General features: G+C 48.9%; 23 protein-coding genes. 15 read left to right on the top strand and 8 right to left on the bottom strand.

What is annotated here, in order from left to right:
• The first annotated feature begins 406 nt into the window (after positions 1-406).
• The 5 genes from T411_RS0112495 to T411_RS0112475 all read left to right on the top strand — a co-directional run bounded on the left by T411_RS0112495 (position 407) and on the right by T411_RS0112475 (position 5089).
• Positions 407-1783, top strand: a complete 1377-nt coding sequence (locus tag T411_RS0112495; protein ID WP_000502884.1) for a PhoH family protein — start codon at positions 407-409, stop codon at positions 1781-1783.
• Positions 1784-1932: 149 nt separating this feature from the next.
• A complete protein-coding gene (argF, locus tag T411_RS0112490) occupies positions 1933-2937 on the top strand; it encodes an ornithine carbamoyltransferase (protein ID WP_000885252.1) in 1005 nt (334 codons plus the stop codon).
• Between the two features lie 249 nt (positions 2938-3186).
• Positions 3187-4116 (top strand): aspartate carbamoyltransferase, encoded by a 930-nt coding sequence (gene pyrB / locus T411_RS0112485; RefSeq protein ID WP_000013845.1) that lies wholly within the window; start codon positions 3187-3189, stop codon positions 4114-4116.
• An 11-nt stretch (positions 4117-4127) separates the two neighbouring features.
• Positions 4128-4595, top strand: a complete 468-nt coding sequence (gene pyrI / locus T411_RS0112480) for an aspartate carbamoyltransferase regulatory subunit (RefSeq protein WP_000032505.1) — start codon at positions 4128-4130, stop codon at positions 4593-4595.
• Positions 4596-4699: 104 nt separating this feature from the next.
• Positions 4700-5089 (top strand): RidA family protein, encoded by a 390-nt coding sequence (locus tag T411_RS0112475; RefSeq protein ID WP_000170058.1) that lies wholly within the window; start codon positions 4700-4702, stop codon positions 5087-5089.
• Between the two features lie 80 nt (positions 5090-5169).
• Here T411_RS0112475 and T411_RS0112470 read toward each other — a convergent pair whose 3' ends face one another.
• From T411_RS0112470 to mlaF, 8 genes are all read right to left on the bottom strand, one after another.
• A complete protein-coding gene (locus tag T411_RS0112470; protein WP_000561039.1) occupies positions 5170-5898 on the bottom strand; it encodes a 1-acylglycerol-3-phosphate O-acyltransferase in 729 nt (242 codons plus the stop codon).
• A 78-nt stretch (positions 5899-5976) separates the two neighbouring features.
• A complete protein-coding gene (gene murA, locus T411_RS0112465; protein ID WP_000410586.1) occupies positions 5977-7236 on the bottom strand; it encodes a UDP-N-acetylglucosamine 1-carboxyvinyltransferase in 1260 nt (419 codons plus the stop codon).
• Positions 7237-7243: 7 nt separating this feature from the next.
• Positions 7244-7498, bottom strand: coding sequence for a BolA family iron metabolism protein IbaG (gene ibaG / locus T411_RS0112460; RefSeq protein ID WP_000376481.1), 255 nt, complete (start codon positions 7496-7498; stop codon positions 7244-7246).
• Positions 7491-7820 (bottom strand): STAS domain-containing protein, encoded by a 330-nt coding sequence (locus tag T411_RS0112455; RefSeq protein ID WP_000019311.1) that lies wholly within the window; start codon positions 7818-7820, stop codon positions 7491-7493. The genes ibaG and T411_RS0112455 overlap by 8 nt, the downstream gene beginning before the upstream one ends.
• Positions 7817-8455: a phospholipid-binding protein MlaC gene (gene mlaC, locus T411_RS0112450; protein ID WP_000265517.1), complete on the bottom strand. Its 639-nt coding sequence runs from the start codon at positions 8453-8455 to the stop codon at positions 7817-7819. Before mlaC ends, T411_RS0112455 begins: the two co-directional genes overlap by 4 nt.
• 3 nt (positions 8456-8458) lie before the next feature.
• Positions 8459-8950 (bottom strand): outer membrane lipid asymmetry maintenance protein MlaD, encoded by a 492-nt coding sequence (mlaD, locus tag T411_RS0112445; protein WP_001187994.1) that lies wholly within the window; start codon positions 8948-8950, stop codon positions 8459-8461.
• Between the two features lie 2 nt (positions 8951-8952).
• Complete coding sequence (mlaE, locus tag T411_RS0112440; protein WP_001887761.1) at positions 8953-9729, bottom strand: lipid asymmetry maintenance ABC transporter permease subunit MlaE; 777 nt, start codon at positions 9727-9729, stop codon at positions 8953-8955.
• A 4-nt stretch (positions 9730-9733) separates the two neighbouring features.
• Entirely contained in the window at positions 9734-10537 is an 804-nt protein-coding gene (gene mlaF / locus T411_RS0112435; protein WP_000083183.1) for a phospholipid ABC transporter ATP-binding protein MlaF, read from the bottom strand.
• 592 nt (positions 10538-11129) lie between these two features.
• On the opposite strand from mlaF, the gene T411_RS0112430 reads away from it, so the two are divergent.
• The 10 genes from T411_RS0112430 to rapZ are packed head-to-tail and all read left to right on the top strand — an operon-like array spanning position 11130 to position 18595.
• The gene (locus T411_RS0112430; RefSeq protein WP_000904329.1) at positions 11130-12092 is read left to right on the top strand and encodes a calcium/sodium antiporter; all 963 of its coding nucleotides are present in this window, start codon (positions 11130-11132) and stop codon (positions 12090-12092) included.
• A 55-nt stretch (positions 12093-12147) separates the two neighbouring features.
• On the top strand, positions 12148-13122 hold the full coding sequence (gene kdsD, locus T411_RS0112425) for an arabinose-5-phosphate isomerase KdsD (protein ID WP_001120616.1): 975 nt from the start codon (positions 12148-12150) through the stop codon (positions 13120-13122).
• Complete coding sequence (gene kdsC / locus T411_RS0112420) at positions 13122-13679, top strand: 3-deoxy-manno-octulosonate-8-phosphatase KdsC (RefSeq protein ID WP_000099767.1); 558 nt, start codon at positions 13122-13124, stop codon at positions 13677-13679. Before kdsD ends, kdsC begins: the two co-directional genes overlap by 1 nt.
• A complete protein-coding gene (gene lptC, locus T411_RS0112415) occupies positions 13676-14239 on the top strand; it encodes an LPS export ABC transporter periplasmic protein LptC (protein ID WP_000059348.1) in 564 nt (187 codons plus the stop codon). Before kdsC ends, lptC begins: the two co-directional genes overlap by 4 nt.
• Positions 14220-14714: a lipopolysaccharide transport periplasmic protein LptA gene (gene lptA / locus T411_RS0112410; RefSeq protein ID WP_000830444.1), complete on the top strand. Its 495-nt coding sequence runs from the start codon at positions 14220-14222 to the stop codon at positions 14712-14714. The genes lptC and lptA overlap by 20 nt, the downstream gene beginning before the upstream one ends.
• Before the next feature lie 2 nt (positions 14715-14716).
• Complete coding sequence (gene lptB, locus T411_RS0112405) at positions 14717-15442, top strand: LPS export ABC transporter ATP-binding protein (protein WP_000996178.1); 726 nt, start codon at positions 14717-14719, stop codon at positions 15440-15442.
• A 55-nt stretch (positions 15443-15497) separates the two neighbouring features.
• Complete coding sequence (locus T411_RS0112400) at positions 15498-16961, top strand: RNA polymerase factor sigma-54 (protein ID WP_000804830.1); 1464 nt, start codon at positions 15498-15500, stop codon at positions 16959-16961.
• 24 nt (positions 16962-16985) lie between these two features.
• On the top strand, positions 16986-17273 hold the full coding sequence (gene hpf / locus T411_RS0112395; protein ID WP_001166643.1) for a ribosome hibernation promoting factor: 288 nt from the start codon (positions 16986-16988) through the stop codon (positions 17271-17273).
• A 2-nt stretch (positions 17274-17275) separates the two neighbouring features.
• Positions 17276-17722, top strand: coding sequence for a PTS IIA-like nitrogen regulatory protein PtsN (gene ptsN / locus T411_RS0112390; protein ID WP_001177163.1), 447 nt, complete (start codon positions 17276-17278; stop codon positions 17720-17722).
• A 12-nt stretch (positions 17723-17734) separates the two neighbouring features.
• Positions 17735-18595, top strand: coding sequence for an RNase adapter RapZ (rapZ, locus tag T411_RS0112385; RefSeq protein ID WP_001237198.1), 861 nt, complete (start codon positions 17735-17737; stop codon positions 18593-18595).
• Positions 18596-18597: the final 2 nt, after the last annotated feature.

Below are 18597 nucleotides of genomic sequence, written 5' to 3'. Positions count from 1 at the left end.
TCAAATAGCGTTGCAGAGAATTTTTACACTTCACTTCAGCCAGCTTTTTATTATGGATGCTGACCGCTTTGAGTGCAGAAAAAGGCCGCTAATCTTACTTGATGGCGTGATACAGGTCACGCCCATTCCCCGCCGTTACGCGCTTTTTTTTCTACAGCTTTTGGGTGACATCAAATTGTCAAAAATGAGTGGCATTTGTTAACAAGATGATTGCTATACTCAGGTTGAAGGCGCGGTGTTTGTGTCAAAAAAAGATTGGCACAAAGCCTGCAAGTTCAAACAGAGAGTATCAACACGGGTTTGCAGCAAGTCGACAATGATCGTAACGCTCACCTGAACGTACGATCCTACAGGCCGCTTGTGAACATCCACGATAAAGCATGCTACATGTAGCAAGGAGCCGCTTATGGGCGATACCGATCGGAAACTGTTTGTACTGGATACCAATATCCTACTCCACGAACCTCTCGCGATTTACTCTTTTAAAGAGCACGACGTGGTCATCCCAATGACCGTTCTTGAAGAACTTGACCGAATCAAAGACAGCAAACGCGATGTGGCGCGCGATGCACGCGTAGCGATTCGGGCTTTGGAACACTTATTCCACGATGCCACTCCCGAAGAAATCACCGAAGGGATCCCGCTTTCTAAGCAAGAGGGCGCAACAGGAACCATCTCGATCCTCGCCGATTATGAACTGGATGAAACCGTCAAAGCCTTTACCGACAAAGAGGGCGATAACCGGATCCTCAATGCCGTGCTTTACCTGCAAGCTCAGCGTACACCACGCGCCGTGGTGCTGGTGACTAAAGACATCAACATGCGTTTGCGCGCCAAAGGTGCAGGCGTGTTGTATGTGGAAGACTACCGCACCGACCAACTGATTGATGATATTCAATATCTGACCAAGGGCTTTCAAACTCGTCCCGGTAGTTTTTGGGACAGCGTGGAAGATGTCGCGAGCTACACGCTCGGTGGCAAAACCTTCCATAAGCTGGATCGTGCACCATTCGATCCAACCTTCCTCAACCAATATGTCATTGATGAAGACAGCGACTTTGCCGCGCGGGTCGAAACCATCGATGGCGATAAATTGACGCTGCGCGATCTGAGCCGTGAACGCATGATGCATCGCAAAGCGTGGGGCATCACCCCAAAAAATATCTACCAAGGGATGGCGCTGGACGCACTGCTCGATCCGGATATCGATCTGGTGATCCTGACCGGTGCGGCGGGCAGTGGTAAAACCTTACTGGCGATGGCGGCAGCACTGGAGCAAACCGTCGAGCGCAAAATGTTCGATAAAATCATCGTTACTCGCAACACCCCTGATATCGGCGAATCAATTGGTTTCCTGCCCGGCACGGAAGAGGAAAAGATGATGCCGTGGCTCGCTTCCGTCACCGATACCTTAGAAGCGCTGCATAAAAATGATCACTGTACCGATGGCTCGCTCAAATACATCTGCGATAAAGCCAACATTCAGTTTAAATCGATCAACTTTATGCGTGGTCGTTCAATCCAAAACGCCTTCGTGCTGCTCGATGAGTGTCAAAACCTCACCGCCTCGCAGATCAAAACCATCATCACCCGCTGTGGTGAAGGCACCAAGATTGTCTGCTCAGGTAACTTAGCGCAGATTGACTCTCACTATTTAACCCCTGTCACCTCAGGCCTTACCTACATGGTTGAGCGCTTCAAAAACTTTGAAGGCAGCGCCAACATCCACCTCAATGGCGTAGTACGCAGCCGTTTGGCTGAATTCGCCGAAGAGAATTTATAATCACTTTTGGCGAGATGTTATGTGCATCTCGCCTCACAAAATCTATCCTCCCTTGCCTTTTCTTTATTTAATTTAAAATATTTATTCACTTTTATAGCATTTTCATGCTTTACTAGCCGCAACTGGAATCGCCAAACGAGGATAGGGAAATGGCTTTCAATTTACGTAACCGCAACTTTTTAAAACTGCTCGACTTCACCCCAAAAGAGATCCACTTCCTGCTGGATCTGTCTGCCGAGCTAAAACGCGCCAAATACGCAGGCACCGAGCAGAAAACCCTGCAAGGCAAAAACATTGCGTTGATCTTTGAAAAGTCATCGACCCGTACTCGCTGTGCCTTTGAAGTGGCGGCGTTTGATCAAGGTGCACAAGTTTCTTACATCGGCCCTTCTGGCTCGCAAATTGGCCATAAAGAGTCGATGAAAGATACCGCACGTGTTCTAGGCCGCATGTACGATGGCATTCAATACCGTGGCTTCGGCCAAGAGATTGTTGAGGTGCTCGGACAATACGCGGGGGTGCCAGTGTGGAATGGCTTAACGGATGAGTTTCACCCCACGCAGATCTTGGCCGACCTTCTCACTATGCAAGAGCACGGACGCGGTAAACAATTGCATGAAATGAAGTTTGCTTACCTTGGCGATGCACGCAACAACATGGGCAATTCCCTGATGGTGGGCGCAGCCAAAATGGGCATGGATATTCGCTTAGTCGCGCCGAAAGCGTACTGGCCAAACGATGCCTTAGTGGCAACCTGCCAAGAGATTGCCAAGCAAACTGGAGCCAAAATCACTTTGACCGAAGAGGTTCAAGAAGGCGTAAAAGGCTGTGATTTCCTTTACACCGATGTATGGGTTTCGATGGGCGAAGCGGCGGATGCGTGGGATGAGCGGGTGGCGTTAATGAAGCCATATCAAGTCAACATGGATGTCATCAAAGCAACAGGCAATCCACAGGTCAAATTCATGCACTGCTTACCGGCATTCCATGATGACCAAACCAAAGTGGGCCAAGAGATTGCGGCCAAATACGGCATGCAAGGATTGGAAGTCACCGAAGAGGTGTTTGAGTCAGAATACTCGATTGTGTTTGATGAAGCGGAAAACCGACTGCACACCATCAAGGCGGTGATGGTCGCCACTTTAGGCCAATAGCGTGCCACTGATTTAATATCCCTGACTCTGTGATGTAATCGCTTGCGCTCACAGCCTTTCGGCGTATAATGCCGAGCGTTTGTCTGAGGGGTAGCCAATGAAATTTGCACAGAGTGCAGCTCAAAGCAGTGTCCATCGTAGTAAGCAAATTAGCTTACTGGCTTCACTGTTTTTCCCCTCATCGATTTGTTAAAGCCTCCCTTATGGGGGGCTTTTTTATGGCTGTTAGAAAATATAGGGAAGACGATCATGGCGAATTCGCTTTACCAAAAGCACATCATCTCCATTGCTGAACTCTCACGCGCTGAGTTGGAGTTGATTGTGAAAACCGCAGGCCAACTGAAGGCACAACCGAATCCAGAGCTGATCAAGCACAAGGTCGTGGCCAGCTGTTTCTTTGAACCTTCCACCCGTACTCGCCTCTCATTCGAGACAGCAATCCAACGTATCGGTGGCAGCGTGATTGGCTTTGATAACGGCGGCAACACGTCACTGGCGAAGAAAGGCGAAACCCTAGCCGATTCAGTACGCGTCATCTCCTCTTATGTTGATGCTTTTGTGATGCGTCATCCGCAAGAAGGTGCCGCGCGTTTAGCGTCTGAATTCTCTAACGGCATCCCTGTGATTAATGCTGGGGACGGTTCAAACCAACACCCATCGCAAACCCTGCTCGATCTTTATTCGATTTTTGAAACTCAAGGCCGTCTCGACAACCTCGATGTTGCGTTCGTTGGTGATTTAAAATATGGCCGCACCGTGCATTCGCTGGCACAAGCGCTGGCTAAATTTGATAACAACCGCTTCTACTTTGTGGCACCGGAAGCCCTAGCGATGCCAGATTATATCTGTGAAGAGCTGGATGAAGCTGGTGTGAAATACCAAGTGTTCAGCGATATGGAAAGCGTGATCCCAGAGCTGGATATTCTGTACATGACGCGAGTACAGAAAGAGCGTTTCGATGAGTCAGAATACGCCCACATCAAGTCGGCCTATATTTTAACGGCAGCTCACCTGAGTGATGCGCGTAGCAACCTGAAAGTGCTGCACCCACTACCACGGGTGGATGAGATCACCACTGATGTAGATAAAACCCCACACGCTTACTATTTCGAGCAAGTTGAAAACGGCGTTTATGCCCGTGAAGCCTTGCTGGCTCTAGTTTTGAACGAATCGCTGTAAGGAGAGCAATCATGAGCAAAGAGACGAAATTACAAGTTGAAGCGATCAAAAACGGCACGGTCATTGACCACATTCCCGCCAAAGTGGGGATTAAAGTGCTGAAGCTGTTTGATATGCACAACTCCACGCAGCGTGTCACCATCGGCCTCAATCTGCCTTCTTCTGCCCTCGGCAGCAAAGATCTGCTCAAGATTGAAAATGTGTTCATCAGTGAAGCGCAAGCCAGCAAACTCGCGCTGTACGCGCCACACGCGACTGTAAACCAAATTGAAAACTACGAAGTGGTGAAGAAGTTGGCGCTGCAACTGCCAGAGCGGATCAACAATGTGTTTGCTTGCCCAAACAGCAACTGCATTTCACACAATGAGCCTGTGGAAAGCAGCTTTAAGCTTTCTGAGAAGAACAACGACATCCGCCTAAAATGCAAATACTGCGAAAAAGTGTTTGCTCGCGATGTGGTCACGGAAATCGAAGCTTAACCGCTGTCAGCAAGATAGGGATAAATGAGAGCTCGGCGCTTTACCTACCAAAGCTTTACAGGCAAACTGAACAGCGATTTTCGAACCACTAACGGATAAGAAAGATGACAAAAGTTCTGCATACTGACGCGGCTCCGGCAGCCATTGGCCCATACATTCAAGGTGTTGATCTTGGCAACATGGTACTGACGTCTGGTCAAATCCCAGTGAATCCAGCCACGGGTGAAATTCCTGCGGATATCGCTGCGCAAGCTCGCCAATCACTGGATAACGTGAAAGCCGTGGTTGAAGCCTCTGGCCTAACCGTCGGTGACATTGTAAAAATGACCGTATTCGTCAAAGATCTCAACGACTTCGGCACAGTAAACCAAGTGTACGGCGCATTCTTTGATGAGCATAAAGTGGCGCACTACCCAGCGCGTTCTTGTGTTGAAGTGGCACGTCTGCCAAAAGATGTGGGCATCGAAATCGAAGCGATCGCAGTACGCAAGTAATCCATTTTATTGGATCTCAAATACCAAAAGGGTTGCCAGTGGCAACCCTTTCTTTTTATTCGTTTTGATCAAAACTGCGGCTAGGCTTTACGGTTCAGCTCAGCCACTTCGGCATCCAACTGTGCCAGTTTGGCTTTCATCAGATCATAACAGTGCTGTGACAGCTCGCGGATATTCTCTTTGCTGTAGCCTTCAGTGCTGATGGGAGGCAACACTTCGACAATCACATGCCCGTTGTTCCAACGGTTGAATTTAAGCTTATCGGTCGAGCTACACACGATAGGAATAATCGGCACACCCGCACCAATCGCCGCATGGAAAGCGCCCGCTTTAAACGGCAATAAACCGCGACCACGCGAGCGCGTACCTTCCGGAAACATCCACACCGAAACATCGCTCTGTTTCATCGAATCAACCACTTGATCAATGGTGCCTTTGGCTTTGGCTTTGTTGGCGCGATCAATCAGGATATTGCCCGTCAACCAATAAAGCTGACCAAACAGTGGCATCCACGCGAGACTTTTCTTACCGACGGTGACCACTTTTGGCGTTACCGCTTTAGAAACGGTAAACAGATCCCAGTTATTCTGGTGGTTAGCAATATAAATGTGCTGACCACGCTGATCGACATCGGCCGGAGCGCGGTATTCAAGCTTAATACCGAACACTTTCGACATCGCCGCAAACTGCTTACCAAAGGTATAAACATGCTTAGGGTTACGTGGACTGAACAAACAGTAACCGCAGCCAAACACAAACATATAGACAGCGAACACTGCCACTGCCAAGATTCGCAATAACGCAATCATGCAACTTCTCCGAAGGCACTGGAAGAAAAAGGCCGAAACCCTTGGATTTCGGCCCATTCATGAATGAGGAGTTTAACGCTAGTCGCGGAAACGCTCAATATTGGCACCAAGCGCTGAGAGTTTGTCCTCAATTCGCTCGTAACCACGATCAATGTGATAGATACGATCGACAATGGTTTCGCCTTTGGCGATACAACCTGCAATGACCAGACTTGCAGAAGCACGCAGATCGGTCGCCATCACTTGCGCGCCACTTAAACGATCGACATCACCGCAAATCACGGTATTGCCTTCGATTTCCGCTTTGGCACCCATGCGTTTTAACTCAGGTACATGCATAAAGCGGTTTTCGAAAATGGTTTCGGTGATCACGCCACCGCCTTTCGCCATCATGTTCAGCAGTGTGAACTGCGCTTGCATGTCGGTTGGAAAACCTGGGTGCGGCGCAGTACGTACCGTAACCGCTTTGAGCTCACGCCCTGTCATATCCAAACTGATCCAATCTTCGCCACACTCAATCTCAGCACCCGCTTCTTCAAGCTTAGCTAAGACCGCTTCCAATAGATGTGCATGAGTGTTACGGCAAACAATTTTGCCACGCGATACGGCAGCGGCGACCAAGAAGGTGCCGGTTTCGATACGATCGGGAACCACAGCATGCTTACCACCGCCAAGACGTTCTACGCCCTCAATGGTAATGCTGTCCGTGCCGGCACCAGAGATTTTGGCACCCAGTTTATTGAGGAACATAGCTGTATCCACAATCTCAGGTTCACGCGCCGCGTTATCCAGTACGGTAGTGCCTTCTGCGAGTGTTGCGGCACACATGATGGTGATCGTGGCACCCACGCTCACTTTATCCATCACAATATGCGCGCCTTGCAAACGACCATCAACGTGGGCTTTTACATAGCCATCTTCCAAGGTAATGGTTGCGCCAAGCTGCTCCAAACCATGGATATGCAGATCCACAGGGCGGGCACCAATTGCACAGCCCCCCGGCAGAGAAACTTGACCTTGACCAAAACGCGCCACCAATGGACCTAAGGCCCAAATCGAGGCACGCATGGTTTTTACCAAATCATAAGGTGCGCAATATTGGTTGATTGGACCTGCGTCCACATGCACAGAGCCATTACGCTCAACTTTCGCGCCTAAACGCTCAAGCAGTTCCATAGTGGTATCGATGTCACGTAGGTGAGGCACATTGGCCACTTCAACTGGCTCTTCCGCCAAAATTGAAGCAAATAAAATCGGTAGGGCGGCATTCTTTGCGCCTGAAATGGTCACTTCGCCTTGGAGTGGCTGCGTGGACCCAATAACTCGAAACTTTTCCATAAAAACCTTAAAGGGACATCAACTTCTTATTGCGTGCCCACTCTTGTGGGGTAAACGTCTTCATTGTGACCGCATGAATATCATTACGTTGGATGTAACCCATTAAAGGGGCATAAATCATCTGCTGTTTCTTCACGCGGCTCATATCGGCAAAACAAGCATCGACAGCGATCACTTCGTAGTGGCTGCCCTCTCCTTTGACATGAATTTCTTCGAGATTAAGAGCTTGTTGTAAAATTTGTTGGACTTGTGCGCTATCCACAATTCACCTCTGCTGGTTTGGCTATGTGTTGAGACATCAGATGTTCAATATTGCTCAACTGAAACAGTGTGCGCAGTTGTTCTGGCACGAAGCTGAGCATTATATGACAGTTTCTCACTTTTGCATGCTCTATTAAGTGAATTAACAGCACCATTCCCGCAGAGTCAATTCTGACAACTTGTTGCAAAGAAAGCTCGATTTGCTTCACTTGCGGCTGCCAATTTTTGAGAAAGATCCACAATTTGGGTACCGTTTCTCGATCCAGTTCGCCAATTAAACTGAACTGGTGTTCATTCTCGGCAGACCATTGTGGATGACTCATTGCTTTTGACTCTCAAAACGGATCGGTTGATTCGCTAACTGTTCCAGCTCTTTCGCGACCGCCAGAATACCTTCTTGACGAATTTTCCCGCTCCATTCCGACTGTTTGCTGGACAGTAAGCTGATGCCTTCAGCAATCATATCAAACGCTTTCCACTCACCCGATTTCTCTTGGCGCAGTTTAAATTCCAGTTTGATATTCGGACGCGGCGCATCAAGGATTTCCACTTTCACTGTAGTGATGCGGCGATCCTCTTCCAATGGCATTTCAGGCCCAAACTCAATGGTTTGATTGGTGTATTGGGTCAGCACTTGCGCGTAATTCGTCACCAAATAAGCGCGAAACGCTTTAACGAACTCCGCCACATCTTCACGTTTGGCCCCTTTAAGATTGGGCCCCAGCAGTTTAAGCGCCGCGTATTGTTCGTTCACGTAAGGCATCAACTCTTCTTCCACAATCACTTTGAGATACTGCGGATCTTGATGCACTTTGGGTTGTTCGTTTTTCAGACGATCAAACGACTTCTCAGCCACCGCTTTCATCATTTGATAAGGGTTGCTGGTATCAATGGTGGCCGCTGTCGCAAGCCAAGGCGTTAACAGGGTACTCGCGAGGAGTAGCGCTTTTTTCCACATCACTTATTCCTTTTTCTCTTTGTCTGATCCGCCACCCACGCTATACAGCACTTGGCCAATCAAATCTTCCAATACTAATGCGGATTTGGTGTCTTCAATGCGATCGCCCTCTTTCAGCATGGCTTCATCTTCAAACACAAATCCGGGCACTAAACTCAAATATTGCTCCCCAATCAAGCCTGACGTCAGGATCTGCAAACTTGAGTTCTCAGGAAACTGGTTAAACTGGCTGTCGATCGCCAAGGTAACTGTCGGTAATAGATTTTTCGGGTTCAGCGCGATCGACTCAACGCGTCCAACCACCACACCTCCCACTTTGACTGGAGAGCGCACTTTCAAGCTACCAATATTGTCAAACTCTGCGGTCAGGCGATAAGTATTGCTGGAGCCAAGGCCTTTGACGTCAGCGACCTGAAAAATCATCACTAAAATCGCGCAAATTCCCGCGATGACAAAGCTGCCAACCCAAAATTCAATTTTTCGTGTTTGTTGCATGATCAGTTCCCAAACATCAATGCGGTTAGAACAAAATCCAGCCCAAGTACGGCCAGTGATGAGTGCACTACGGTGCGAGTGGTCGCTCGGCTGATCCCTTCTGAAGTCGGGATCGCGTCATAACCGTTAAACAGAGCAATCCAAGTCACGGTAAACGCAAACACCACACATTTGATGGTGCTGTTACCGATATCTTGGCCCAATTCAACCGAAGCTTGCATGGCTGACCAGAAACTGCCGTGATCAATGCCTTTCCAATCCACTCCAACCAATTGGCCGCCCCAAATGCCGACCGCCATGAAAATCATCGCCAGCAGCGGCATGGAGATGACTCCCGCCCAAAAGCGTGGCGCAATAACGCGTTTCAGTGGATCGACCGCCATCATTTCAAGGCTAGACAGCTGCTCGGTGGCTTTCATCAAGCCAATTTCGGCGGTTAAGGCAGAGCCCGCTCGTCCGGCAAACAGCAGTGCCGTAACCACTGGGCCTAATTCACGCAGCAATGATAACGCCACCATCTGGCCTAGGCTGGTTTCTGCGCCGTAATCGACCAAAATCACATAGCCTTGTAAGCTGAGCACCATGCCAATAAAGAGCCCAGAGACGATAATGATCGCCAGTGACTGCACACCAATGCTGTATAACTGGCGAACGAGGAGCGGAAAATGGCGAATCGGCTGCGGACGCCCTACCAGTGCACCAAACAGCATTAAGCTTGCGCGGCCAAAGGTTTCACTGACCGCCAGCGTGCGTTGCCCAACAGAGCTGACCCATCGCATCACATCATTTAGCACTAAACAGCTCCTGTTCTATCGGCTGCGCAGGAAAACGAAATGGCACAGGGCCATCTGCATCGCCGCATAAAAATTGTTGTACGCGCGGATCTGGATTGTCGCGCAATGCTTGAGGTGAACCTTGCGCAATCACCTTACCATCAGCCAACAGATAAACCCAATCCGCAATGCTCATCACTTCCGGCACATCGTGCGATACCACCACAGAGGTGACACCCAAGGCTCGATTAAGGTTACGGATCAGCTCAACCAGTACACCCATGGTGATCGGATCTTGTCCGACAAACGGCTCATCATACATGATGAGCTCAGGATCGAGTGCAATAGCCCTTGCCAGTGCGGCGCGGCGCGCCATACCGCCTGAAAGCTCACTTGGCATTAAATACGCAGCACCACGCAGTCCAACCGCCTCTAATTTCAGCAGCACCAAGGTTTTAATCATGGCTTCATCAAGTTCGGTATGCTCGCGCAATGGGTAAGCCACATTGTCAAACACATTAAGATCGGTAAACAGCGCGCCTGATTGGAACAGCATGCTCATCTTCTTACGAGCACGATACAGTTTGCGGCGACTGAGGGTGGGAATATTTTCACCATCGAACCAGATCTCTCCCTGTTCTGGCAGGAGTTGACCGCCGATCAAACGCAGCAGTGTGGTTTTACCGATTCCCGAAGGCCCCATAATTGCTGTCACTTTACCTTTGGGGACATGCAGATCTATGTCATCAAAAATGACGCGCTGCGAGCGCGAAAAACGCAAATTTTTGATGGTGACTAAGTCAGATTGAGACATATGGGCACTTCACTGTTAGGTCGACATCCTGAAAGAATGCGCATGATAATGCACAATATGGTGCAATTAAAAGCACGCATCAATCCATGCTTGGGTTCTTGACCAAGAATTGTCAAAGTCGTTCAACTCATTTTGCGCCTAAAAACTCGATAAAAGTCTTCATCCAGCATAGTCGATAGCATGCCGACGACAACCTAGGAACAAGCTTTAAAGGCTGACGTTTACTGTGACAAACAGGCAAAATCGCAAGGGGATAAGGATAATTAATTGGAACTTCGACTTCCCTTTTAATACCCAACACGTCAAAATTGGCGGCCAATTCTCTGCCTAAATGGCTGAAGATGCCTGACCTTGCGTGAATTCGTCCATTGATGGAGGTGTTTGCCTTGCTCTAAGAGTCGAGACTCTTATACCCAAACAACTTGGAGTTGCAGGTAGGCGGCAAGTGAATGAGTCCCCATGAGCATAGATAGACTCTGTGATTGGAGTGAACGAACGTAGCCAACACCGCTGCAGCTTCAAGTAGGAAGGGGATAGTCATGGTGCATCCAAGCCTTTGGCCTTTATTTTCATTAATTACGTGGGAATCAACATGCTTATTGAAGCGGTGGTCTTTCTGTTTATCGGTCTCGCAATCCTAGTTTGGGGCGCGGACAAATTGGTGTTCGGATCTGCGGCATTAGCTCGCAATATTGGCATCTCTCCTTTAGTGATCGGTATGACTATCCTCGCGATGGGCTCCTCAGCACCCGAGATGATGGTTTCCGCCACCGCAGCCCTAGAGGGGAAAACCGATACAGCTGTGGGTAACGTCCTCGGTTCAAACATTGCCAACATCGCGTTGATTTTAGGTATCACCGCGATCGTTAAACCGCTCTCAGTGGGCTCTGCGGTATTACGTCGAGAACTGCCGATGATGATTGGTGTGACCCTAATTGCCGGTGCAATTTTGTGGGACAATCACCTTGGTTTCTATGAAGGCATCTTACTGATCGCCCTGTTTGCCGCCTTTATTTTGGTCATGCTGCAAGTGAGCCGCAAAGAGAAACAAAACGGCGATGCCTTGCTGGATGAACAAGAATCGGAGATTCCGGTTGGAGTCAGTAACCCCAAAGCAGCATTTTGGGTCGTGGTCGGCCTCATTCTGCTACCGATTGGCGCAGGCATGCTGGTCGATAACGCGGTGGTGATTGCCAAGCATTTCGGAATGAGCGATCTGGTGATCGGCTTAACCATTATTGCGGTGGGCACCAGCTTACCTGAGCTGGCTGCCTCATTGGCGGGCGCGCTTAAAGGCGAAGATGATATGGCGGTCGGTAACATTATCGGCTCAAACGTTTTCAACATTTTAGCGGTGATGGGCTTACCGGGTTTACTTAACCCTTCTCTGCTTAGCCCTGAAGCCATGAGTCGTGACTTTTGGGTGATGCTCGGTGTCTCTTTGCTGCTGGTTGGGGTCGCTTTGGGCAAAAAACGTCAAATCACTCGCTTAGAAGGCGCACTCCTACTGTGCTCTTTCATCGGTTACATTACTTACCTATTAATGAACATCTAAGTGAGAAAATATCTCCGTTCATGAATATCGCCGTGTACTAAAGAGGAAGATGAGGATGCCCCATTCATTTGATTACCAAACGGTCGCTAAACAAGTGCTAGCAACCGAAATCCATGCATTGCAACAGCTAGAGCAGTACATCAATGAGGATTTTGCGCGTGCTTGTGCGATGATTTTGGCCAATCAAACGGGCAAAGTCGTGGTGATGGGGATGGGCAAATCAGGCCACATTGGTAAGAAAATTGCCGCCACCTTAGCCAGTACAGGAACGTCTGCCTTTTTTGTACATCCGGGTGAAGCTTCACATGGGGATCTCGGGATGATTGAGCGTGGCGATATCGTACTCGCCATCTCTAATTCCGGAGAATCATCAGAAATCCTCGCCCTGCTTCCCGTGCTCAAGCGCTTGAGTATTCGCGTGATCAGCATGACAGGCAACCCCAACTCTAATATGGCGAAATTAGCCGATATCCATCTGCAAATCACCGTACCGCGCGAAGCTTGCCCGTTAGAGCTTGCGCCAACCTCAAGCACCACCGCCACTCTTGTAATGGGCGATGCGTTGGCGGTGGCTCTGATGCAAGCACGCGGTTTCACCGCAGAAGATTTTGCTTTGTCTCACCCAGGTGGCGCACTTGGGCGTAAACTCTTGCTCAAACTCAATGACATCATGCACAGTGGTGATGCACTGCCTAAAGTGGCACCACAAGCCTTGATCCGAGATGCTTTGCTCGAAATCAGTCAAAAAGGGCTTGGCATGACAGCCATTGTCGATGAACAAGACACCCTACTCGGTATTTTTACTGACGGTGATTTACGGCGCATTCTTGATAAACGCATCGATATTCACAGCACTGTGATTGCCGATGTGATGACGCGCCAACCAACCGTTGCTCAGCCCAATTTGCTGGCCGTGGAAGGATTGAATTTAATGCAGGCCAAACGCATTAATGGCCTGATGCTCGTTGAAAATAATAAATTGGTCGGTGCACTGAACATGCACGATCTACTCAAAGCCGGAGTGATGTAATGAGTTCAACCGTCTCAACCTTGTATGGAGAAGTGGAACCTTCACTGCTGGAGATTGCCAAACAGATCAAACTGCTGATTTGCGATGTCGACGGTGTGTTTTCTGACGGCTTAATTTATATGGGTAACCAAGGCGAAGAGTTAAAAACCTTCCACACTCGTGATGGTTATGGCGTGAAAGCGTTAATGAATGCGGGGATTGAAATCGCGATCATTACTGGCCGCCACTCACAAATTGTTGAAAATCGCATGAAAGCGCTAGGCATTTCACTGATCTATCAAGGTCAGGATGATAAAGTGCAGGCTTATTATGATATTTGTCAGAAACTGGCGATCGCTCCTGAGCAGACCGGCTACATTGGTGATGACCTCATCGATTGGCCTGTTATGGAAAAGGTGGCACTGCGTGTGTGTGTGGCCGACGGTCATCCACTGCTGGCGCAACGTGCCAATTACGTTACGCATATCAAAGGCGGTCACGGCGCCGTGCGCGAAGTGTGCGATTTGATTTTGCAAGCGCGTAACGAACTGGATGTTCATAAAGGCCTGAGCCTATGAGTTTGTCGCGCATTGTTTACGTTCTGCTGTTGTTTATTGCTTCTTGGTCACTCTATTACTTATTGGGACAAGAGCAAGACAGTAAGATTCAGGTGGCTCCGAATTTGGAGTTGCCTATGTTCAGTGGCGAGAACTTAGAAAATATTTCGTATGACGAACAAGGTATCCGCAACTACGTGATCACTTCGATTCATCTGGATCACTATGCTAAAAGCGGCAATACCCTGTTTAAAGCTCCGATACTCAAAGTGTATCGGGAAGGAACATTACAAGAGTGGGAAATCACCGCACGCAGAGGCATTCTGAGCAAAGATCAGGTGCTGACCTTATATGACGACGTTTTGGCTAAAAATCTACTTCCAGACTCCGGCTTTGATACTCTCACCACCAGCGAGATGAGTATCCAACTCAAAAGTCGTGACTTCTGGGCCGATAAGCCCGTCGAACTGCGCGGCCCACAATTTGAAACACACGGTCAAGCGATGAAAGGCAACTTTGCCGATCATTCGGCTGAACTTTATAACCAAGTACAAGGTAGATATGAAACGCTCACACCTTAGTCTTATTGCTTGTTTGCTCGCCTCGACTCAGGCTTATGCACTCTCTACCGACAGAGAACAACCAGTTTATATCGACTCAGACAGTCAACAACTGGATATGAAGAGCAATCGTGTCACCTTCTTAGGCGATGTCAAACTCAAGCAAGGCAGCATCAATATCAATGCCGACAAGTTGATCGTGATCCGTAATGCTGAAAACGGCAAAATTGAAGAAATCGAAGGCTATGGCAACGTCGCAACCTTCTCGCAACTGACTGATGAAGGCAAAACCCTGTATGGTGAAGCCAAAGAGCTGTACTACAAAGTTCGCGACGATGAGTTAGTGATGATCAATAAAGCCATGTTGTCACAAGATGACAGCGAAATTCGCGGCAGCAAAATCCGCTACAAAATCAGCTTGCAGAAACTGATTGCCGATAGTGATGGCAAAGGGCGCGTCTCTACCGTTCTTCAACCACAAGCAATCCAAGAGTAACTATGGCCATCTTAAAAGCACAGCATTTAGCCAAGAGCTACAAAAAGCGCAAAGTGGTTTCTGACGTCAGTCTTCAAGTTGAGTCAGGACAGATTGTGGGCCTGCTTGGCCCTAATGGTGCGGGTAAAACCACCTCGTTTTACATGATTGTCGGCCTTGTCGCGCGTGATGAAGGCACCATTACCATCGATGACAACGACATCAGCATTCTACCGATGCACAGCCGCTCACGGATGGGCATTGGTTATCTGCCGCAAGAAGCGTCTATCTTTCGCAAACTCTCGGTCGAAGACAACATCATGGCCGTCCTGCAGACCCGCGAAGAGCTGACCCATGAAGAGCGTCAGGACAAGCTGGAAGATTTGCTCGAAGAATTCCACATTCAGCACATTCGTAAAAGTGCTGGGATGGCGCTCTCTGGCGGTGAACGACGCCGGGTGGAAATCGCCCGCGCTCTGGCGGCTAACCCACAATTTATCTTGCTGGATGAGCCTTTTGCTGGCGTTGACCCCATCTCGGTCATCGATATCAAAAAAATCATCGAACATCTGCGCGATCGCGGTCTAGGGGTCCTCATCACCGACCACAACGTACGTGAAACGCTGGATGTGTGTGAAAAAGCGTATATTGTCAGCCAAGGCCGACTGATTGCGGAAGGAACGCCACAAGATGTTCTCAATAATGAACAGGTGAAGCAGGTTTATCTCGGCGAACAATTCCGTCTATGATTAAAACAGAGTAGAGTTCAATGAATACTAACAATAACAAGGCATCCATTACTGCATGAAACCGTCATTACAGCTCAAGCTAGGTCAACAGTTAGCCATGACTCCGCAGCTCCAGCAGGCGATTCGTCTGTTGCAGCTTTCGACGCTGGATCTGCAGCAAGAAATTCAGGAAGCATTGGAATCTAACCCCTTGTTAGAGGTGGAAGAGAACCAAGACGAAGCGCCATCGCTTGATAGCGTACGTATGACGGAAGAAAGCCCGCGCGAGCCAGAAGAACTCTACGAACCTGAACCGCAGGATAGCTCGGATCTGATTGAAAAATCGGAAATCAGCGCTGAATTAGAGATGGATACCACTTGGGATGAAGTCTACAGCGCCAATACTGGCAGTACAGGACTGGCACTCGATGATGATGCCCCTATCTACCAAGGCGAAACCACCCAAACCCTGCAAGATTATCTTCACTGGCAACTCGACTTAACTCCCTTTAGCGATGTGGATCGCACCATTGCCGTTGCACTTATCGATGCTATCGACGATTACGGTTATTTAACCGTCTCACTAGAGGAGATCCAAGAGAGCCTGCGCAGTGATGACATTGAGTTGGATGAGATTGAAGCGGTACGTAAACGCATTCAGCAGTTTGACCCCTTTGGTGTGGCATCGCTTAATCTGCAAGACTGCTTGTTGCTGCAACTCACCACCTATCCCTGTGATACTCCTTGGCTGGAAGAAGCGCGTTTACTGCTCTCACAGTACATCGATGATTTAGGGAATCGCGATTACAAAACCATTCTGAAAGAGACTAAGCTCAAAGAAGAGGACTTGCGCGAGATCCTGCAACTCATCCAACAGCTCGATCCTCGCCCCGGCAGTCGAATTGCCCAAGATCACGCTGAATACGTTATACCTGACGTGTCAGTCTATAAAGAACAAGGTCGATGGCTGGTCACCATCAACCCAGATAGTGTGCCTAAACTGAAGATCAATCAGCAGTATGCCGACCTGATGCGCGGTAATAATGCGGAGAGCAACTACATCCGTACCAATTTGCAAGAGGCAAAATGGCTGATCAAAAGTTTAGAAAGTAGAAACGAGACACTGCTCAAAGTTGCCAAGTGCATAGTTGAACACCAACACGATTTCTTCGAGTATGGAGAAGAGGCGATGAAGCCGATGGTGCTCAACGATGTGGCGATGGCGGTGGAAATGCATGAATCGACAATTTCGCGTGTCACCACGCAGAAATACATGCATACCCCGCGCGGCATTTTTGAGTTGAAGTACTTTTTCTCCAGCCACGTCAGTACTGACAATGGCGGAGAGTGCTCGTCCACTGCGATCAGGGCGCTGATCAAAAAACTGGTGGCGGCAGAGAATCCTGCCAAACCACTCAGTGACAGCAAGATCGCAACCCTACTCGCTGACCAAGGCATCCAAGTCGCGCGGCGAACCATCGCCAAATATCGTGAATCACTTGGCATCGCCCCATCAAGTCAGCGCAAACGCCTGCTATAGGCCTAAACTAGAGAAGGAAAGTCTATGCAAATCAACATTCAAGGCCACCACATTGATCTTACCGATTCAATGCAAGACTATGTTCACTCCAAATTTGACAAACTTGAGCGTTTTTTCGACCACATTAATCACGTTCAAGTCATTTTACGTGTTGAAAAACTGCGCCAGATCGCCGAAGCTACGCTCCACGTAAACCAAGCAGAAATTCACGCCCACGCGGACGATGAAAACATGTATGCCGCCATCGATAGTTTGGTGGATAAATTGGTTCGACAATTGAATAAGCATAAAGAAAAGCTAAGTAGTCATTAATCATGCAATTGAGCGAAGTACTTTCATTGGACTGCACCAAAAGTGCAGTCCAATGTTCTAGTAAGAAACGAGCACTAGAAATCATCAGCGAAATCGCTGCCCTTCATACTGGCCAGAATGCCACCGAATTGTTCGAGTGCATGTTAAGCCGCGAAAAAATGGGCAGTACCGGTATTGGTAACGGGATAGCCATCCCACACGCACGCATGTCCGACAGCGAAAACGCCGTCGCCGTGCTATTGCAGTGTGAAGAGCCGATTGAATTTGATTCGATTGATAATCGTCCGGTGGATCTCTTGTTTGCCCTGCTGGTTCCAGAAGATCAGTGCAAAGAGCATTTAAAAACCCTCGCTTGCATGGCAGAACGCCTCAACGATAAACAGATCCTCAAACAGCTTCGTAACGCAGCCAGCGATCAAGAGCTGTACAACATCATGGTTAACCAATAGCAGGCAAACAGTATGCGTTTGATCGTGGTCAGCGGACAATCGGGAGCCGGTAAGAGCGTCGCTCTTCGAGTACTCGAAGACCTTGGTTACTACTGTGTCGATAACCTGCCCGTCAGCCTGCTGACAGCCTTTATCCAGTCGGTTCAAGGCAGTCAACAAAACGTGGCGGTTAGCATTGATATCCGCAATCTGCCCAAAGAGCCAAGCTTGGTACAAGATGTACTCGACCAGCTCAAGCAGAACAACGATGTCAGCATGCTGTTTCTCGACGCCAGTAAAGAGACCTTGCTCAAACGCTACAGTGAAACACGGCGCATTCATCCCCTCTCTCTCAGTCAAAGCAAGCCTTCACTTGCCCAAGCCATTGAGTTAGAAAAACAGCTGCTTGGCCCACTCAAAGAGCAGGCAGACTTGTTGCTCGACAGCAGTAACCAGTCGCTGCATGAACTGAGCGAAACGGTGCGAATGCGGATTGAAGGCCGTGAGCGCAAAGACCTTGTGATGGTGTTTCAGTCGTTTGGCTTTAAGTACGGTTTACCAACCGATGCCGACTACGTGTTTGATGTGCGCTTTCTCCCCAATCCCCATTGGGAGCCTGACCTACGCCCGCTGACAGGACTGGATGCTCCGATCAAATCTTTCTTGGAAGGTCATAGCGAAGTGATGGAGCTGAAACAACAGATCCAAAAATTCTTCGAATACTGGCTGCCCATGCTTGAGAAAAACAATCGTAGCTACCTGACCATCGCCATTGGTTGTACCGGAGGCAAGCACCGTTCGGTCTACCTGACGCAGCAGTTGGGTGAATATTTCGCCCAACTTGGTCATCAAGTACAGATCCGCCATACTTCATTGGAAAAACAGCAATCCTAGGA

The organism is Vibrio cholerae ATCC 14035, from assembly GCF_000621645.1.
GTDB lineage: Bacteria > Pseudomonadota > Gammaproteobacteria > Enterobacterales > Vibrionaceae > Vibrio > Vibrio cholerae.
This window is presented reverse-complemented; position numbering and strand designations above follow the sequence as displayed.

Bases quoted from the DNA above. Each gene is read 5' to 3' on its own strand.
- hpf (WP_001166643.1), top strand. From the start codon at position 16,986: ATGCAAATCAACATTCAAGGCCACCACATTGATCTTACCGATTCAATG.
- argF (WP_000885252.1), top strand. From the start codon at position 1,933: ATGGCTTTCAATTTACGTAACCGCAACTTTTTAAAACTGCTCGACTTC.
- kdsC (WP_000099767.1), top strand. From the start codon at position 13,122: ATGAGTTCAACCGTCTCAACCTTGTATGGAGAAGTGGAACCTTCACTG.
- T411_RS0112495 (WP_000502884.1), top strand. From the start codon at position 407: ATGGGCGATACCGATCGGAAACTGTTTGTACTGGATACCAATATCCTA.
- mlaD (WP_001187994.1), bottom strand. From the start codon at position 8,950: ATGCAACAAACACGAAAAATTGAATTTTGGGTTGGCAGCTTTGTCATC.
- pyrI (WP_000032505.1), top strand. From the start codon at position 4,128: ATGAGCAAAGAGACGAAATTACAAGTTGAAGCGATCAAAAACGGCACG.
- rapZ (WP_001237198.1), top strand. From the start codon at position 17,735: ATGCGTTTGATCGTGGTCAGCGGACAATCGGGAGCCGGTAAGAGCGTC.
- mlaE (WP_001887761.1), bottom strand. From the start codon at position 9,729: ATGCGATGGGTCAGCTCTGTTGGGCAACGCACGCTGGCGGTCAGTGAA.
- mlaF (WP_000083183.1), bottom strand. From the start codon at position 10,537: ATGTCTCAATCTGACTTAGTCACCATCAAAAATTTGCGTTTTTCGCGC.
- T411_RS0112455 (WP_000019311.1), bottom strand. From the start codon at position 7,820: ATGAGTCATCCACAATGGTCTGCCGAGAATGAACACCAGTTCAGTTTA.
- ptsN (WP_001177163.1), top strand. From the start codon at position 17,276: ATGCAATTGAGCGAAGTACTTTCATTGGACTGCACCAAAAGTGCAGTC.
- pyrB (WP_000013845.1), top strand. From the start codon at position 3,187: ATGGCGAATTCGCTTTACCAAAAGCACATCATCTCCATTGCTGAACTC.
- lptC (WP_000059348.1), top strand. From the start codon at position 13,676: ATGAGTTTGTCGCGCATTGTTTACGTTCTGCTGTTGTTTATTGCTTCT.
- murA (WP_000410586.1), bottom strand. From the start codon at position 7,236: ATGGAAAAGTTTCGAGTTATTGGGTCCACGCAGCCACTCCAAGGCGAA.
- kdsD (WP_001120616.1), top strand. From the start codon at position 12,148: ATGCCCCATTCATTTGATTACCAAACGGTCGCTAAACAAGTGCTAGCA.
- T411_RS0112430 (WP_000904329.1), top strand. From the start codon at position 11,130: ATGCTTATTGAAGCGGTGGTCTTTCTGTTTATCGGTCTCGCAATCCTA.
- lptA (WP_000830444.1), top strand. From the start codon at position 14,220: ATGAAACGCTCACACCTTAGTCTTATTGCTTGTTTGCTCGCCTCGACT.
- T411_RS0112470 (WP_000561039.1), bottom strand. From the start codon at position 5,898: ATGATTGCGTTATTGCGAATCTTGGCAGTGGCAGTGTTCGCTGTCTAT.
- lptB (WP_000996178.1), top strand. From the start codon at position 14,717: ATGGCCATCTTAAAAGCACAGCATTTAGCCAAGAGCTACAAAAAGCGC.
- mlaC (WP_000265517.1), bottom strand. From the start codon at position 8,455: ATGTGGAAAAAAGCGCTACTCCTCGCGAGTACCCTGTTAACGCCTTGG.
- T411_RS0112475 (WP_000170058.1), top strand. From the start codon at position 4,700: ATGACAAAAGTTCTGCATACTGACGCGGCTCCGGCAGCCATTGGCCCA.
- T411_RS0112400 (WP_000804830.1), top strand. From the start codon at position 15,498: ATGAAACCGTCATTACAGCTCAAGCTAGGTCAACAGTTAGCCATGACT.